Annotated in this window: 14 protein-coding genes and 2 pseudogenes; 6 read left to right on the top strand and 10 right to left on the bottom strand. The window is 71.0% G+C overall.

Annotated elements, in window-relative coordinates:
* Window positions 1-59: 59 nt before the first annotated feature.
* Window positions 60-686, top strand: a complete 627-nt coding sequence (locus BL253_RS17030; protein WP_076818045.1) for a TetR/AcrR family transcriptional regulator — start codon at window positions 60-62, stop codon at window positions 684-686.
* A 144-nt stretch (window positions 687-830) separates the two neighbouring features.
* On the opposite strand, the gene BL253_RS17025 is transcribed toward BL253_RS17030, so the two are convergent.
* The 3 genes from BL253_RS17025 to BL253_RS17015 all read right to left on the bottom strand — a co-directional run bounded on the left by BL253_RS17025 (window position 831) and on the right by BL253_RS17015 (window position 3,264).
* A complete protein-coding gene (locus tag BL253_RS17025) occupies window positions 831-1,481 on the bottom strand; it encodes a DUF2461 domain-containing protein (protein ID WP_076818130.1) in 651 nt (216 codons plus the stop codon).
* A gap of 158 nt (window positions 1,482-1,639) precedes the next feature.
* Entirely contained in the window at window positions 1,640-2,482 is an 843-nt protein-coding gene (locus BL253_RS17020; RefSeq protein ID WP_076818043.1) for a ferritin-like domain-containing protein, read from the bottom strand.
* Entirely contained in the window at window positions 2,482-3,264 is a 783-nt protein-coding gene (locus tag BL253_RS17015; RefSeq protein WP_076818128.1) for a ferritin-like domain-containing protein, read from the bottom strand. The genes BL253_RS17020 and BL253_RS17015 overlap by 1 nt, the downstream gene beginning before the upstream one ends.
* A 350-nt stretch (window positions 3,265-3,614) precedes the next feature.
* Between BL253_RS17015 and BL253_RS17010 the strand changes: the two genes are divergently transcribed.
* Window positions 3,615-3,974, top strand: a complete 360-nt coding sequence (locus BL253_RS17010; protein WP_076818041.1) for a hypothetical protein — start codon at window positions 3,615-3,617, stop codon at window positions 3,972-3,974.
* A gap of 513 nt (window positions 3,975-4,487) precedes the next feature.
* Here the strand turns inward: BL253_RS17010 and BL253_RS17005 are convergent.
* Complete coding sequence (locus BL253_RS17005) at window positions 4,488-5,312, bottom strand: helix-turn-helix transcriptional regulator (protein WP_076818126.1); 825 nt, start codon at window positions 5,310-5,312, stop codon at window positions 4,488-4,490.
* Window positions 5,313-5,430: 118 nt separating this feature from the next.
* Between BL253_RS17005 and BL253_RS17000 the strand changes: the two genes are divergently transcribed.
* Window positions 5,431-6,891 (top strand): MFS transporter, encoded by a 1,461-nt coding sequence (locus BL253_RS17000; protein ID WP_241834869.1) that lies wholly within the window; start codon window positions 5,431-5,433, stop codon window positions 6,889-6,891.
* 170 nt (window positions 6,892-7,061) lie between these two features.
* Here BL253_RS17000 and BL253_RS16995 read toward each other — a convergent pair whose 3' ends face one another.
* Complete coding sequence (locus BL253_RS16995; protein WP_076818040.1) at window positions 7,062-7,697, bottom strand: FMN-dependent NADH-azoreductase; 636 nt, start codon at window positions 7,695-7,697, stop codon at window positions 7,062-7,064.
* Window positions 7,698-7,865: 168 nt separating this feature from the next.
* Between BL253_RS16995 and BL253_RS16990 the strand changes: the two genes are divergently transcribed.
* Window positions 7,866-8,510 carry a MarR family winged helix-turn-helix transcriptional regulator gene (locus tag BL253_RS16990; protein ID WP_076818123.1) on the top strand — a complete coding sequence of 215 codons (645 nt, stop codon included), beginning with the start codon at window positions 7,866-7,868 and terminating at the stop codon, window positions 8,508-8,510.
* 34 nt (window positions 8,511-8,544) lie between these two features.
* Here the strand turns inward: BL253_RS16990 and BL253_RS16985 are convergent, their stop codons facing one another.
* From BL253_RS16985 to BL253_RS45825, 3 genes and pseudogenes are all read right to left on the bottom strand, one after another.
* Window positions 8,545-9,420: a hypothetical protein gene (locus BL253_RS16985; protein ID WP_076818038.1), complete on the bottom strand. Its 876-nt coding sequence runs from the start codon at window positions 9,418-9,420 to the stop codon at window positions 8,545-8,547.
* A 348-nt stretch (window positions 9,421-9,768) separates the two neighbouring features.
* Window positions 9,769-10,158: pseudogene (locus tag BL253_RS45830) on the bottom strand (3-oxoacyl-[acyl-carrier-protein] synthase III C-terminal domain-containing protein).
* A 207-nt stretch (window positions 10,159-10,365) separates the two neighbouring features.
* Window positions 10,366-10,941: pseudogene (locus BL253_RS45825) on the bottom strand (type III polyketide synthase); the annotation flags it as partial.
* A 1,080-nt stretch (window positions 10,942-12,021) separates the two neighbouring features.
* Here BL253_RS45825 and BL253_RS16975 point away from each other — a divergent pair.
* The gene (locus tag BL253_RS16975) at window positions 12,022-13,233 is read left to right on the top strand and encodes a cytochrome P450 (RefSeq protein ID WP_241834868.1); all 1,212 of its coding nucleotides are present in this window, start codon (window positions 12,022-12,024) and stop codon (window positions 13,231-13,233) included.
* 140 nt (window positions 13,234-13,373) lie between these two features.
* Here BL253_RS16975 and BL253_RS16970 read toward each other — a convergent pair whose 3' ends face one another.
* The gene (locus BL253_RS16970) at window positions 13,374-14,102 is read right to left on the bottom strand and encodes an alpha/beta hydrolase (protein WP_131831507.1); all 729 of its coding nucleotides are present in this window, start codon (window positions 14,100-14,102) and stop codon (window positions 13,374-13,376) included.
* A gap of 263 nt (window positions 14,103-14,365) precedes the next feature.
* Here BL253_RS16970 and BL253_RS16965 point away from each other — a divergent pair, with 263 nt between their 5' ends.
* Entirely contained in the window at window positions 14,366-15,601 is a 1,236-nt protein-coding gene (locus BL253_RS16965; protein WP_076818121.1) for a sensor domain-containing phosphodiesterase, read from the top strand.
* 82 nt (window positions 15,602-15,683) lie between these two features.
* Here the strand turns inward: BL253_RS16965 and BL253_RS16960 are convergent, their stop codons facing one another.
* Window positions 15,684-16,514 (bottom strand): TetR/AcrR family transcriptional regulator, encoded by an 831-nt coding sequence (locus BL253_RS16960; protein WP_198946287.1) that lies wholly within the window; start codon window positions 16,512-16,514, stop codon window positions 15,684-15,686.
* Window positions 16,515-16,608 lie beyond the last annotated feature (94 nt).

The following is a 16,608-nucleotide window of genomic DNA, read 5'->3' as shown; positions in this document are numbered from 1 at the left end:
GAAGGAACATACAGACAGCCTGTATGTAAAACAACCGCTCGGCGGAGCAGAATCTGTCTGTGCCCGCGTTGCCAAGCCAGGAGTCGAAGCCCGCACGGCGCCGTCAGGTGGACCGCTCCGCGGCGACGCGGGCGGCGCTGGTCGCCGCCGGCCGGCGGCTGTTCGCCGAGGAGGGCTTCGCCGCGGTCGCGACGGAGGCGATCGTGGCGGCCGCCGGGGTGAGCCGCGGTGCGCTCTACCACCAGTTCGTCGACAAGACCGCCCTGTTCGCCGCGGTGGTCGAGGCCGTCGAGGCGGACGTCACGACCCGCATCGCGGGCGAGGTCGCCGACGCGGCCCTGACCGACCCGATCGAGGCGATGCGGCTCGCGGCGAGTGTCTGGCTGCGGATCTGCGTCGAGCCGGAGGTCCACCGGATAGTCCTGCTCGACGGCCCCTCCGTGCTGGGCTGGGCCGAGTGGCGGGAGCTGTGCCAGCGCCACGTCTTCGGCCTCGTCAAGGACGTGCTCTCCTGGGGGATGGAGATCGGCCGCATCCGGCGGCAGCCGGTCGGCCCCCTCGCCCACATCATCATGGGCGCCAGCGACGAGGCGGCCCTCTACATCGCCCGCGCGACCGACACCGACACGGCCCGCACCGAGATGATCAACGCCCTGGACCTCGTCATAGACGGCCTCAGGCGCTGACGCCGCGACGCCGACATCCCGCCGCGGCCGCGGCGAGCCCCTCACCCTCGCGCGACCCGACGGCGACGGTCCCGGCCCCGGTTCGGCCCGTGGGGCAAGAACGGCCCGCAGGCCGCCACGCGGCCGAAGGCGGGCTCGGCGAGGTCAGCGGCGGCGGGACTGGGGCAGACGGGTGGGGCCGACCTGCTGGTCGAGCCAGTCGGTCAGCTGGCGCATGTCGCGCCAGGCCGAGGCCACCTGCTCGACGCAGGCCGGCTCGGCGAGCCACGTGGGCTCGCCGAACTCGCGATGGGCGGTGAGCGTCTTGTAGCGCAGCAGCTCGATGCGTGGATGGTCGGCGGCGTAGCCACGCGGCCGGGTCGCGAGCTGGGTACCCGATATCTCATACCCCGCCGCGCGGAGTCTCTCGACGATCTCCTCCAGCGCCGGCCCGCGCACGTCGTCGGCGATCGCCACCCRCAACCGCTCGACCTGGTCCGACGCGGTCCGCCAGTACCCGGAGGCGGCCATCAGCCCGCTCGCCGAGACCTGGACGTAGCCGCCTCGGTCGCAGTGCGCGCCGATCGCCGTCTTGTACGGCGATTTGTCCCTGGAGAACCTGACATCGCGGTACGGCCGGAAGACGTGCGGCTCGCCGAACTCCGGCTCGAGCGCCGCGAGCAGGGCGAGCATCGGAGCCCGCACCGCCCGCTCGTAGATCTCCCGGTGATCCGTCCAGTACGCCTTGCTGTTGTCCGCCTCGAGYCCGTCGAAGAAGATCAGCGCCTCGTCGGGAAACCCAGCGAACTCAGACATCCACACTCCTCCACGACCAGCCGTCATCCTACGGCCACCCACCGACAGACCCGACGCGTCGGAAAGCGCCGGGCGCCGCCGGCCGCGGCCAGCCTGGGGACCAGGACTGGCCGCGGCCGTCAGGCCCGCGAGTCAGGCTGGCGAGTCAGGCTGGCGAGTCAGGCCGTCAGTGCCGCTGGGCCGACGGCGGAGCTCGTGTCGAGGAACGCCTCCGGTACCGGGTAGTCACCGGCGATGAAGGCCAGGACGGCCGCGTGCATCGCCTCGACCGGCGCGATCGTCGCCGCGGTCGCGATCCCGCCGCCGTCGGACACGTTCGCCATCGCGTACAGGTAGGTCTGCGCGGCCGCGTTCTCCAGGCCGAGCGCGTAGGCGGCGAGCTCGGGGACGGACTTCGTGGCCTTCAGCTTGGCGACCTCCGACGCGGCGATCGTCAGCGGCGTACCCGTGATCGTCGGGAGCCTGGCGCCGGACAGCACCCCGTTCCACGCCTTCGCGTGCTCGGCGTGCTGCGAGCGGGCGACCGTCGCGAACTCGCCGACGGAGTCGGGCACCGTGCCGTAGTCGCCGGCGGTCGCCTTCGCCAGCGCCATCGTGTAGGCCGCGACCGCGAGGTTCTCCAGGGCGGCCGCCAGCGCGACCACTTTCAGGTCACCGGTGTACGGGCTGGCCGCCCGGGTCGGCGTCCCGCTCGCGGCCGCCGGGTTCCCGCCCCCGCCCGAGCCGCCGCATGCCGCGATCAGGCCCGCTCCGGCCGCGGCCAGCCCACCGAGCAACACTCCACGCCGACTGGCAGGTCCGCGGGCCACCCCCCTGATCGTGGCCCGCGTCGTGCTGGTCGTGTCGCGCAGCCGCTCCAGCGCGGTCGGGAAGGTGTCCCGGTGCAGCGCGTCGAGGTCCTTCGTCAACGCGCGCAGCTCCGCGTCTCCGACGCCCATCTCGCCCCGCCGCGTCCTGTCCGGCTGGGCCTCGTCCGGCCGGGTCTCGTCGTGCCGGGTCATCAAACCGCTCCTTCAGTCGACGGAGAAGCCATGGAGGTCGGGTAGAAGGCATCGGGGAAGCCGACGCCGCCGGCGGCCTTCGGCAGCCTCGCCRCATCGGGCGGCAGCGCGATCAGATCGGCGGCGCCACCGCCGAGCAGGGCCGCGACGGCGAGCAGGATGGCGCGGTGCTGCGCTTCCACGGCGGCGACGCTGCCGAAGAGCTTGCGCAGCATCGGCGTGCCCACCTGGCTGACGTTCCTGGTGTAGGTCTGCGCGGCCACGTCCTCCAGGGTGATCGCGAGCGACACGACGTCGCCGGGGCCCTTGATCGTGGGTATCGCCGCCTCGACGACCTTCGCGTACTTCGGGTCCGGAGCGTTCTGGGCCCGCCCGCCGAGGTCGACCACCGCGGCGTTGAACGCCGTGGCGTGATCCACGTGCTGCGACATCGTCTTCATCGCGAACGCCTTGACGACGGCGTTCGCCTCGGCGCCACCGATGAACGGCAGCGTCAGGGCCGTCGTGTAGGTGCTGACCGCGAGGTTCTCGATCGACGCGGCGGTCTGCAGGATCGCCACATCCATGGTCGCCGCCGAGCCGCGCGTCGCCGTGGCGAGCACCCCCGCCCCGGCGAGGCCGACGGCGAGTGCCGCGCCGCCCCGCGACGTCCGCCTGCCGGGCGCGCCCGCCTCGACGAGGTCCGCGACGGCCGCGCGGCCGCCCCGCATGGCATCGCTGTGCAGGTCGTCGGACGCCTCGCTCAGTTCCCGCAGGCGCCGGTCATCGACGGTGTCGGACACCGCATCCTCCTGGTTGCCGGTCATGCTCGTCGCCGGCGACGCGTGTCGCCGACGCTGCCGGGAGTGCGTGCCAGCGAGGGTGCGGGGCCGCCGTGACCATGCGCCGTTTGTCGTGTGACGTACTGGTGGCATGGCCGGCTGGTGGTGACGCGGTCCGCATCGACCGCTGGCAAGAGGTGTTCGGAGCCGTCGGCCGGGCGGATGGGTGTGAGTTCGCGGTGAGCGCGGCACGGCCCCCTCTCCGCGCCGCTCCCCCGCCGACGCGTCCGTCGAACCGGTCATCGGTACGGCCGAGTCCGCGAGCCGGCCGCCCCGATCCTGATCGCCGAAATGTCGCCTATCCTGCCGAGGTGTCGGCCACCCGAGTCCTGATCGTCGGTCTTGACCCACACGCGCTGCCGGGTGTCGATGCCCAGGCGGTCGAGCACGGTCTCGCCTACGGTCTCGAACGAATGCGGGCGGCTGGCTACCTGGCCGAGCAGCTCCTCGTCGCGCTCGACGAGTCATCGCTCGGTCTGATCGAGCGCGCGGTCGTCGGTCAGGCGTGGGATGTCGTCGTCATCGGCGGAGGCATCCGCAAGCCCGAACCACTACTGGAGTTCTTCGAGACCGTCGTCAACCTTGTTCACGCCGGCGCGCCGACCGCCCGGATCGCTTTCAACGCAGACGGCGGAGCCAGCCTCGAAGCCGTCCAACGGGTCCTGCCGTGACGGCATCATCATCCGTCGAGCACCTCGGTGTTCTGGCAAGCGACCAGGCGCCACTCACATGAGGTCAAGCGCGTCGAAGGTACCGCCCTCGATGTGCGGCAGCCGGATGGGCGAGCCGCCCGTTGGAATTCCGGCTGGACTTCAGTCGGTGCGCCGTCCGAGGCGCAGGACGCTCAGATAGTGGCGTGAGGCCCGGTTACTGTCCAGGTCAGGGCCGCCCCCCGACACGATCACAGATGGTGTTCGAATGCACACGGCTGAAATGGCCTCAGAAGGCCACCCGCAGCCCAGGTGAGTAGTCTGCCCACCTCCACACACACCAGGACTAGGTGGTCATCCACCGAGGCACGGCCGCAAACGCGAACCGTGTCGGATCACCCAGTCTCCAGGCTTGCCCACCTGACACACATCAACGGAGTCGGGGCGAACTGTGTCGGATGAGCCTGCCTATCGGCTTGCCAGTCCGACACGGTTCGCCTCCGGCCAGCCCGAGGCGGCGCGGGCGGCCCGCTGTCAGGGGCGGGCGAGCAGGGCCAAGGCGTCGGCCGCGGGGGTGCCCGGGTCGACGTGGTAGAGGACCATGCGGTGGCTGCTCTCGGGCAGCGGCATCGCCTCGTAGGTGAGGTCGAGACGCCCGACCAGCGGGTGCTGGAACTTCTTCACGCCGTGGCCGCAGTCCAGGACCGGGTGCTTGGCCCACAGGGCGGCGAACTGGTCGCTGCGCTGGACGAGCTCGCCGACGAGGCAGCTCAGCTCGTGGTCGTCGGGGTRCAGGCCGGAGGAGTAGCGCAGGAAGCCGACCAGCTGCCTGGCCATCTGGTCGGGCTCGGCGTACAGCTCGCGCCCGGACGGGGCCAGGAAGAACATCCGCGCGAAGTTCGGCCGGTTGTGGACGTCGTCCGGCGCCTCGAACGGGTGGCCGAGGCCGACGAGCCGGTGGCCGAGAGCGTTCCAGGCGAGCACGTCGTTGCGATGGTCGACGAGGAGCGCGGGCCCCGGGGCTGCGCGGACGAGGCCGAGCGCAGCGGGCCGCGGCCGCTCGACGCGGCGGCGCCGGACGGGGCGGGGCTCGGGTCTGGCGAGTCGGCGCAGGTGCTCGTGCTCCGCGTCGGTCAGTGTCAGCACGCGGGCGAGCGCGTCGAGGACGCTGTCGGAGACGTTGTGGTGGTCGGCCTGCTCCAGGCGCGTGTAGTAGGTCGGGCTGACCCCGGCCAGGTGCGCGAGCTCCTCGCGGCGCAGGCCGGGGACGCGGCGCGCGCCGTAGGAGACGAGCCCGACGGCCGCGGGGCTGACCGCCGCCCGCCGGGTGCGCAGGAAGTCACCGAGCTCCGTCGCCATGACCTCCATCGTGCCCGATGACGAAGGACGCTGGGTATCCCTGCCGGTGGTAGGCACGCCGAGGGGTGACGGCGCAGGGCGGTCGCTGTCGCCGGCCGGCGGGCGCACCGTGGGCGGCGTGACCACACTGACATCCACCGCGACCACCGACCAGGCGCATCCGGCCGCCGCGGCGGCGATCGGCACGGCCCGCATGACCCGCGGCCAGGGCCTCGTGCTGGTGCTGCTGCTGGCCTCCCAGTTCACGCTCGCCGTCGACTTCTCGGTCCTGAACGTGGCGCTGCCGACGGTCGGGACGAGCCTGGGGTTCTCCGACGCGAACGCGCAGTGGATCGCGACGGCGTTCGCGCTGTGCGCCGCCGGGTTCACGCTCCTGTTCGGCCGCATCGGCGACTACGTCGGCAAGCTGCGCGTCTTCCTCATCGGCATGACGGCGCTCGGCCTGGCCTCGCTGCTCGGCGGCCTCGCCACCAGTCCCGCGATCCTGCTCACGGCCCGGGCCGCGCAGGGCCTCGCGACGGCGGCGGTCACCCCGGCCGCGTTGTCGCTGCTGACCACGACCTTCCCGGAGGGCCCCGCGCGCCAGCGCGCCCTCGGGCTGAACAGCGTGATGATGTCCACCGGGTTCACCTGCGGCGCGATCCTCGGCGGCGTCCTGACCGACGTGGCGAGCTGGCGCTGGGCGTTCCTCATCAACGTGCCGATCGCCGCGGTCGTCGTCGTGGTCGCGCCGTTCGTGCTGTCCGACCCGGCGGCCAGGGTGCGGACCCGGCTGGACCTGCCGGGGGCCGCGCTCGTGACGTCCGGCCTGCTCGCGCTCGTCTACGGCGCGACCCGGCTGGGCGAGCGCGGAGCGGACGACCCGTGGGCCATCGGCTGCGTCCTGGCCGCCGTGGTCCTGCTCGCCGGGTTCTGGGCCGCCGAGCGGCGCCACTCCCATCCGCTCGTGCCGGTCACGATCCTGACGAGGCGCACGGTGGGCTGGGGCAACGTGGCCGGGTTCGTCACGTTCTCGATGGAGCCGGCGCTGGTGTTTCTCCTGACGATGTACATGCAGCACCTGCTCGGCCTCAACCCGCTCCAGACCGGTCTGATGCTGGTCGCGATGGGGGCCGGGGCGATCATCGGCGGGATGGTCGGGCCGCGGGTGTCCGCGGCGTTCGGGGTACGCCGCGCCGTCGTCGGCGGGCTCACCGTCCAGTCGGTGCTGACGGGCCTGCTCGTGTTCTCGGGACCCACCACCGCGTCGCTGTGGCTGGTCGCCGCCACGACCTTCGTCGGCGCGATCGGGCACGTGTGCGCGATCGTCGGCTTCATGGTGTCGGCCACGTCCGGGCTGCCCGACCACGAGCAGGGCCTGGCCACGGGTGTCGCGACGATGACCCAGCAGGTCGCCATCGCCCTCGGTGTGCCGGTCATGAGCGCCGTGGCCATCGCCGCGGGCGGCCTCGACTCGCTGTCCGCCCTGCGCCTGGCCATCGGCGTCGACGCCGTGGTGGTGCTCACCGGCGCCCTGCTCGTCGCCCGCGGCCTGCGCGCGCCGCGCCAGACCCCCGTCGCGGCGGTCAAGACCGGCTAACGCCGGTCGTGCTCGCTGGTGACGCGACGACAGCGACGCCGGCCGGCGCCCGCCAGCCGTCTCGTGAACGGGTGGCGGCCGCCGGCCGGCGCTGGCCGGTTGGCCGAGCCGACGGGTCGGCCGAGCAGGAAGGACGGCCGAGCACGCGGGACGGGCGGGGCGGACGGGGCTCAGACGAGGACGCGGGTCTTGATGCTCTCCGTGGCGGCGGCGCGAGAGGCGTAGAAGACGTCCTTGAACTGGGCCAGCGCCGGGTTGACGACGGACAGGGTCATCTCGACGTTGACGAACTCGACGTTGTCGGCGCCGAGGGCCTCCAGAATGTGCTCGAGGTACGGGGAGACGTGGTCCCAGCCCTCCTTCGGCGCGCCCGGCGAGTACGAGCCGCCCTGCGTGGTGACGACGGTGACCTTCCGGCCGTGGAACAGGCCCGGGTTGTCCGCGTCCGCCACGGTGACCCCGGGGATGATCAGCTGGTCGATCCACGCCTTCAGGGTCGTCGGGAGCGACCAGTTGTACATCGGAGCGGTGATCACGACCTCGTCGGCGGCGGTGACCTCGCCGATGTAGCCCTGGCGGGCCTTGAGCGCCTCGGTCTGCTCCGGCGTCCGCTGGTCCTCCGGGGTCATCCCCGCGGAGACGATGGTCCAGTCCAGGTGCGCCGGCGGCGCGGCGGCCAGGTCGCGGTAGGTCACCGCGCCGGCGGGGTTGTTCTCCTGCCAGGCCGCTACGTACTCGCGCGCCACGGCACGTGACACCGAGTTGTCACCGGCGATGCTCGAGTCGAGGTGCAGCAGGTGGGCCATCGGGCGCTCCTTGGAGGGCGTCGCCAGACCGGGAGGTCCGGTCAGCTATCGGACAGATTATCTTCCAGCAGATCGTCTGTCCCCAGATCGTCTCTCGAGTAGATTAACTGCTGTGGCGCTCATCTTAAACACAGACGATCGGACCGTGTTCCGGGGTATGGTGTGCCGGTGACGCAGCTAACGGGAGCCCAGCCGGACGCGCCGCGTCCGGACGCTCCCGGCGCCCTCGACGATCCCTGCGKTGCCAGCGATCCCTGCGTCCCCGCCGACAGCTCGCCCTGCGATGCCCCGAGCGACGACGACGCCACGAAGGACGTCGRCTGGCTGGTCGGCCAGATCCAGCACGGCTACCTGATCACCGCCTCGGCCGCCATCGACTCGGTGCCCGGCGGACTGCGCGGCCTGCGTGTCCTGGGCGACGCGATCCGCGGCAACGCGCCGAACCAGATCGAGGTCGCCCGCCGGTTCGGCATCGACCGGACGGTCATGGTCCGCCTCGTCGATGACATGGAGAAGGCGGGCCTCGTCGAGCGCCGGCCGGACCCCGCCGACCGGCGTGCCCGCAGGATCGTCGGCACCGAGCGTGGCCGCGTCGCCTACGAGGACGCCCAGGCCCGGCTACGCCTCGTCGAGGACCACGTGCTTGCCCCGCTGTCCGCCGGCGAGCGGGCGGCCTTCACCGCGATGGCCCGCCGGGTCGTCGAGCACCTCGTCGTCCTCGACCCCACCCAGGTCGAGTCCGCCTGCCAGGCGGCCTCCCGCCAGCTCGACCAGCGTGACCCACTTCCCGGCGGGAGCGATCAGTCCGCGTAGGAGTCCGCGCCCGGGTCATGCCCCGGGCGTCAGGTCAGCCGGCGTCGCCGGAGCCCCGCGGCGCATCGGCCGCATCGGCCCGGGCCGGCGGCGGGGGGCTGGTGGCGAGGGCGACGACGTCCTCCAGGCTCAGGCCGTCGCCGAGGTGGTCGAAGCAGGCGACGATCAGGGCGAGGGCCGCGGTGCCGAGCAGCGAGGTGCGCCGCTCGTGGTCGATGACGCCGTCGTCCGGCTCGACCATGAGGCGCATCTGCATCCCCTCGGTGGTCGCGGTCATGATGAAGTTGATGTCCTCGAGGGTCAGCCCGCGGCGGATGCGCAGGCCGCGGACCGCGACCGTCTTCTCGTAGGCCTCCAGCCACGCCTGCGTGCTGATCCGGTACATCTCCCGCAGCGTCGTGCGGGCGATCTCGTCACGCTCGGCCATCGCGGCGCCGAGCAGCTGCGCGCGCAGCGCGGGGGTGCGCATGGTGGTGGTCAGGTCGTCGTAGCCGGCGTCGTGGACGGCGCGGACCGCGTCCTCGGCGTCGGCGAGCCGGTTGCGGGCGTTCGCGGTGCCATCCAGAAAGCCCTCCCAGTGCGCGCCGCGCAGGGTGTACGCGAGCACGTCACGGATGAAGTCGGGCTGGTATGGCCAGCGATCACGGAAGCTGCCCTCCGAGCCRCGCAGCCGGCCGCCGTCACAGACCTCGTCGATGACCGCGCGCTGCGACAGCCAACGAAACAGCGGCCGATCCTCGGGGTCGACGTCGTCGGCCGGGCCCAGCTGCGCGTCGATCAGCCGCCGCCCGGCCTCCAGGTACTCGCGGGTCAGCTCGTCGTTGGCGAGCGCCTGCCGGCCGGCGTCCGTCTTGCGCCGAGCAGCGCGCATCAGGCCGGACAGCAGCTTGGACAGGTCCTCGGCCGGCACATCCGTCAAGGTCATTCCCCTTGCGCGAGACGCTTCGCTTTACCACGGAGATCGATAGCGTAGCAAGAGATCCGCCCATGCACGCCCAAACAACCTCGAACGTTCGAGGTCGGGCTCACGAGGCCGGACGGTGGAGGACACATCTTCGAGGCTGGCTACGTCGATCGGACTAGGCCACGCTTGGGCTTCGGCGCTAGGGATCGGGGGCCTTCCCTGGCGCGCCGGGGCGGGGGCACCCCGGAGAACGTCGTCGAGGACGCTGTCTCGGACCTCAGCGGGGGGAGGTCCGAGACAGCGTCCTCGACGACGAGAAGCACCCATCGGTGAAACGCCACAGCGACCACCGGTTCAGAAGCGCAGAAGCGCGGCCTCCGTCGTCAGGCCGGGGCCGAAGGCGATCAGGATGGCGTGGTCACCCGGCATCGGCCTCTCCCCCAGGTCGCCCGTCAGCAGCCGTCGCAACGCGAGCAGCACCGTCACCGACGAGCAGTTGCCATAGTCGCGCAGCGTCTCCCGCGAAGGCCGCAGCTAGGCCTCCGAAAGCCCGAACACCGCGCCCACCTTGTCGACGATCTTCGGTCCGCCCGGGTGCATCACCCAGTGCCGGATGTCGCCGACGCCGAGACCTGTCCCGGCGAGCAGGCGGTCCACGAAGCCCGGCGTGCTCTCCCGCAGCAGCGACGGGATGGCCGGCGACAGTCGCAGGTGGAAGCCGTCCTCATGTACTCGGATCGACATGTGCTCGGCCGTGCCGGGCGCCACCTCGGTGCGGGTCGCCAGCACCCGCGCACCGACCGACACCGCGGCATCGCCCGGATCCCCGGCGGCGGCCGGCACCGAGGTGGCAACCGGATCCCTGGCGGCAACCGGATCCCCGGCGGCACCCGCCGGGTTGGCGGGACAGGTCGGCGCAGCCGGGAGATCGTCCCCGTCGGGGACCGCGCCGAGAAGCACACTCGCGCACGCGTCGCCGAACAGGCCGTGCGTCACCGCCTGCTCGCGGGTCGGCTCCGAACGGAAGTGGGCCGAGATGACCTCGACACAGGTCAGCAGCACCAGCTCGTCCGGCCGGGCCGTGAGGGCGTCGATCGCGGCCCGGAGCCCGACCAGCGCCGCGTAGCAGCCCATGTGGCCGACGGACACCCGCCGAACGTCCTGGCGCAGGCCAAGCTCGGCGACCAGCTGGGAGTCCGGGCCCGGGCACGCATAGCCGGTGGTGCTCACCATGACGAACGTGCCGACCTTCGAGCGGTCCTGGCCGGCGAGGACGGCGGGCAGCGTGCGCCGGCCCAGCTCGACGGCGCATCGCTCCCAGGCGTCGACCCGCGCGCCGACCGCCGGGAAACCGTCGCGGAACGCGGTCCTCGGGTCCCAGTTCAGATGCCGGCGCGCGACGGTGTTCGCCTCGACGAACAACCGGTGGGCATCCGGGACGCCGTCGAAGACGGCGGCGTAGAAGTCGTCCCAGATGTCGGTCTGGGCGATCGGCTCACCGGGTGCGGCGGCACTCACGGCGAGCATCACGGGAGAAATTCCGGTGGGCATCTCGTCTCCGGGTGAGCGTGACCTGATGGCTTGTCATGACGAAGATTCGCGGAACACGGAGGAAGTGCGGTGCCGTCGACGCCCGAGCCAGGGACGTCGATGGGGCAGGCATCATCGGCGCAGGCAGTGGGACATGGATGGCGCAGCCGTCGCATGGCCCGACAGAAAAGAGATGGAGAACTAAAGAGAGAGGAAGCGGGAACAGGAACACCCGAGAAAAGAGGAGCGCGCCGCGGCGGCGCGGTGCGTAGGACCACCGATGACTACCCGATGGTGGCGTGGCGAAATTACCCCCCGTTTGGCCTGCAAAAGCGTAAGACGGGTGAACGGCTCTTCGCCGGTGTTCCGGGCGCATTCGACCGTCAATGTGACCCAGCTCTCACGCATCGCACGGGCCCGCGCCCGACGCCCGGCGGACAACGTCCTCGACGATCAGGCCCACGGCGCGGCCAGCTCATCGGCCGGCGGCACCCCCGGTTCGACCGGGGCGCGACCCACCAGGACCGCGTCGAACCGAAACTTTCGCGGCGGATGGTCTAAAAGCAGCACAAGGGGCACGTGAAGAGAGGCGGGGCGCGCCAACGGCGACGCGCCCCGCCCTCATCTCGACCTCCGGTCGCGTGGGCCAGCAGTGCCGCCGCGCCGACGGAGATCCGCCCCACCCGGGGCGCTTCAGATGTCACGAGCGTGTTGTCGCCGTCGTGACCCGGCCGGTTCCGCGACGGCGACAACACGGAGCCGGCGATCAACCGGCCGCGTGCCGCCGGGCCGACGTTGGCGGCACGCGGCCGCCGCGGGCAGGCGCATACCCTGCGGCTTCCATCCCCCGGGCCTCCACCGCGCCCATCCCCGGGCCTCGGCTGGGCACGCCGTCGAGGATCCGGATGGCCCGCACCCGGCCTCTCCCGCCCAGCGCGTCCCGGCCGGAGCCGCCGGAGTCGCCGCCGACGCCCACGGCCGGCACGCGACCTCGGCCGCGGGAAGGGCGGGCCGCGGCGGTTGCCGCTGTTTTAGACTTGGTATAAATTGCGCGACAACCAGCGACAAGGAGATCAGATGTCGGTTGACAGCGCGTCGGCGGGTGCGGCAGCAGGGGCCGGAAACCCCATGGAGAACCCCGCGTTCTTAACGTCTCCGCAGGCCGTCTTCCCGGCGCTGCGGGCCCGGGGCGCGGTGGCGCTGGGCGACCGCGGGGTCCTGCTGACCCGCGGCGCCGACATCGCGGCGCTGCTGACCAATCCCGAGGTCTTCTCCTCCGGCATGGAGACGACCCAGACGGGCACGGAACGGCCGCTGATCCCGCTGCAGATCGACCCGCCGCGGCACCGCGAGTACCGCAAGATCCTCGACCCGCTGTTCTCGCCGCAGCGCATGAAGGCGATGGAGGGACCGATCTCCGAGCTGGCCCGCGACCTCCTCGACGAGATCACCGCGCGGGACGAGGTGGACTTCGTCCAGCAGTTCTCGGTCCGGTTCCCGTCGCAGGTCTTCCTCGCCCTGCTCGGCCTGCCGCTCGGCGAGCTGCCCACCTTCCTCACGATGAAGGACGGCTTCATCCGGCCCGAGTCCATCACCGGGCAGCCGCGCGGGCACGAGGACTCGGTCGCGCTGCTGAAGAAGACCTCCGCGTCCATCTACGAGTACTTCGACGCCGTGATCGCCGACCGCCGCGCCTCCMCTGGCGACGACATCGTCAGCCGGTTCCTCGAGACCGAGGTCGACGGCGACCGTCTCAGCCACGAGGACATCCTCGACATCTGCTTCCTGTTCCTCGTCGCCGGCCTCGACACCGTCTCGGCCTCGCTGGACTGCATGATGCTGCATCTCGCGCAGCACCCCGACCGGCGCCGCTCGCTCGTGGAGGACCCGGCGCTGATCCCGGGCGCCGTCGAGGAGCTGCTCCGGTGGGAGTCGCCGGTGATGATGGTGGCGCGCTTCGCGACCCGGGACACCGAGATCGCCGGCTGCCCCGTGCGCAAGGGCCAGGTCGTGACGGGCCTGCTCGGCGCGGCGAACACCGACGAGCAGGAGATCCCCGACCCCGACGTCGTCCGGTTCGACCGCGAGCCGAACCGGCACATCGCGTTCGGGCGGGGGCCGCACCGCTGCCTGGGCTCACACCTGGCCCGCCTCGAGCTGCGCGTCGCCCTACGGGAATGGCATGCGCGCATCCCGGACTACCACGTGCCGGACGGCTTCCAGCCGGCCTTCACGACCACCATCCGCTCGCTCGTCACCCTTCCGCTTCAGCTCGGCACATCCGCCTGAGCCAGAAGACCTGGTCGCCGCCTGGACGAATCGCGTTGGGCGCCGTCACGCTGGACGACGTCACGCTGGACGACGGAGTCCAGCGCGACGGCGCGATCAGGCACGGTCCGCAGAAGCGGGACACGCGCTCGCGCGACTGGTCAGCCTGTTCCGCGCAGCGTTTCCGATACCCAGGTCATGGCCTCGGTCACGGCGGCTCGAGACTCGTCGGTGTGATCGAGGCTGTCAAAACCGTGCTGCCCGCCGGGCACCTCGATGACGTGCAGCGCCACCCCGTTGGCCCCTGCCGCATCGACGAACGCGTCCTGGGTCCGCGCGGCCTCCGGGTACTCGTGCCCGACCCGGGTGAGCAGGATCGGAACCGTCGGGACGGTGGACAGGGCGGCCACCGCGTTGAAGCGGGTCTTCTCCGATCCGGGCAGCGCGAGAATCGGATAGGTCAGGGCGACGCAGCGCAGCCACGGCGGCGGGGCGGCGAGCCAGTCTGCCGAGAGCGGGCCGCCGCCGGAGAAGAACCACAGGCCGACCCGGTCGGGGTCGACTCCGTCGAGACCGCGCGCCCGTTCGACGGCCGAGACGACGTCCTCCGCCGCGACCGGATAGTCAGTGCCGCTGTGAAGTCGATGGTCGACAGTCACCCCGACGAGGTCTGAGGACGCGGCCAGCGCCCCGTAACCGAGAAAGGTCGGCCAGTCCCGGGGCCTCGGTTTCACCTCGGCCGGCAGCGGACCGCCGTGGACGAACACGACGGCTGGCCGAGGCGTCTCGGTGTTCAGCCCGGCTGTGTGGACGTCGATGTTGCCCTGGCGGTGGCGTCCAACAGGTTTCACGTCAAGGACGAAAGGGTGCATATAAGGCGGAATTGCCATGACCTTATCCTGCCACCAGCCCGGCCTGGCCCGGCCCGGCCCACCTCGCGAACGTCGCGTCGGAGCCGGCGCCCAGCCCGGTCGCGGCACGGCCGGGGCGCTCCCGCGACGGTTCTGCCGGATGCTGTCGCCTGTCACCCCTACCTCATGCGGGATCGCCGACCGCCAGTCGGCTTCACGGGTTTTTCAAGGGCAACCTCCAGCCGCCACACTGCGACATACCGATCCCGGCGCTGGGCATGCCCTGTCGGGAGGTGAGCAGGATGACCGCAAAAACCTTCGGCCCTCCCGCAGATGTCGCGGAAGTCGACCAGAAAATACACGAACTCCTGGATGTACTACAAAATCATCTCGGTATGGAGCTGGCGGCGCTGGGGATGTGGGCCGGCGAGTTCCTCGTCGTGCAGGTGATCAGCGGTGACGGCGACAGCTTCGCCCTGAGCCCGGGCCCCACAATCCACCAGAGCAAGGACATACACGGCCTCATCGAGCAGGGCAAGGCCCCGGCGGTTATTGGTGACACCAACAGTCACGCACGCACGGCTCACGCACCGGTCATCCGAGATCTCGGCGTGCGCGCATACGCGGCAACCACCCTCGTCGACAGTGACGATGAACCTTATGGACTACTGGCCTGCCTCAGCCACAGACCACACCTAGAACTTCAGGAAAGAGATCGGCATTTCATACAGGTCATCGGGGAGTATCTCTCCGGCTACCTCATAAACTTGCGTCACACATGGGTAGAACGAAGCCAGATCTCACGAGTCATCAGCACACTCTTTGATCAGGGCGGCCCAGGCGTCGCCTACCAGCCGGTCGTGCACATCCGCACTGGACGGACAGTAGCGGTCGAGGCACTCRCCCGGTTCCCGGCCCGCTGCCACGGGCAAGCCGAGGGCCCGCATGGCTGGTTCACACAGGCACATCTGGTTGGCCTGGGCACTGAACTGGAACTGGCGGTGATCAGGCGCGCCTTGGGCGCTCTCTCGCACCTGCCAGGGCTCGTCGCCCTCCACGTCAACGCATCCCCGCAGGCCCTGATCCACCTTCCCGACCTTGCTCGTGGACTGCCTGACCGACGGCGACTCGTCGCCGAGATCACCGAGTATGAGGACTACTGCGGCAACGTTCACGYCCGGAGCGCCGTCGACAACCTACGCGGCCTGGGCGTACGAATCGCCGTCGACGACGCGGGCGCCGGCTATTCCGGGCTCGCGCAACTCCTGTGCATACGACCCGATATCATCAAGATGGACTATAGCATCACACACGACATCGATCATGATGCGGCACGTCGTGCGATCGCGGCGGGGATCGTCAGCCTGAGTCGGGAGATCGAAGCGCTGGTCATCGCCGAGGGAATCGAGACGGCCGCGGAACGCGACGCCAGCCTGGCCGCTGGCATCTACTACGGACAGGGTTTCTTTCTGGGGAAGCCTGTGGAAGACCTGACCGCCTGTGGATCCTTTCAGGGCCAACAACAGACTCGGAAATGACCCTTCTCGGTACCCGTCTCTCCGTGCTTCAGGAGCGCCGGTTGCTCGACGCTCGGCGTGAGAACGCCGGTGGTGACCGCCGTCAGTCCAGCGGCGGGTCGAGAATCACCGAAAGCAGGCGTGCCAGCGACCGGGTGAAGATCGTGTCCGCGTCGATGGGCGGCCTGCCCGCGCCGCTGGTCAGGGCGGCGGCGAGATGTGGGTACCGACCGGTGGCGATCACCGTGCCCAGGTAGGCGACCAGATCGGTCTGCCATTGTTCGACGGCGCTTCCCGCCGCGGTTCGCTCCCATTCGGCGAACTGCGCGATGAACCCGCTGAGCAGCGCGAACATCTCCATCTTGGTGGCGCCGTCCGACGGCGACCCGGCCAGGGCACCGAGAAAGAACTCGGTGCAGCGCAGGGCATTCGGCCCCATCGAGGGGCGGATGGCCGTCAGACCGGCCAGCCAGGGGTGCCGGCGCATCACGGCCAGYGTCTCGCGGGCCAACCGGGTCAGATCGGCCCGAGGGTCTCCGGACGGCTCGTCGGGCAGGACGATCTCGCCCGCGGCCGTGTCGAGCATCAGATCGAACAGATGCTCCTTCTTGGGCACGTAGTTGTAGAGCGACATCGTTCCCGCGCCGAGAACCGCGGCGACCCTGCGCATGGACACGGCCTCCAGTCCGGAGGCGTCCGCGAGGCCGATCGCGGCGGCGGCGATCTCGGCCCGGCTGTGCGCCGGCTCCGGGCCTCGGCCGCTGCGTTCCGGGCGAAGCCAGATCATCCCCGAAGTCACCTTCGCCGGGGCCGCCCCGGCGGTCCCGGCGCCGTCGATGACGGAGCGGTCGATGACGGAGCGGTCGGCGACGGAGCGGTCGGCGCCACCGGCGCCTGAGCTGGGACGACCAGGCCCGGGTGGGCCGGACGGCATCTGCGATCACCTCGGTTCGGACTCTGGCGCCGTACAGCGTACGCCGTTGCCCGTGGTACGGTGAGCGCCTCTTCTACGTACGGTGTACCTAGAA

The organism is Pseudofrankia asymbiotica (genome assembly GCF_001983105.1).
GTDB lineage: Bacteria > Actinomycetota > Actinomycetes > Frankiales > Frankiaceae > Pseudofrankia > Pseudofrankia asymbiotica.
Note: the sequence above shows the minus strand (reverse complement) of the source record. Positions and strands in the feature narration are given on the sequence as shown.

Bases quoted from the DNA above. Each gene is read 5' to 3' on its own strand.
- BL253_RS16995 (WP_076818040.1), bottom strand. From the start codon at position 7,697: ATGGCCCACCTGCTGCACCTCGACTCGAGCATCGCCGGTGACAACTCG.
- BL253_RS17020 (WP_076818043.1), bottom strand. From the start codon at position 2,482: ATGACCCGGCACGACGAGACCCGGCCGGACGAGGCCCAGCCGGACAGG.
- BL253_RS16970 (WP_131831507.1), bottom strand. From the start codon at position 14,102: ATGGCAATTCCGCCTTATATGCACCCTTTCGTCCTTGACGTGAAACCT.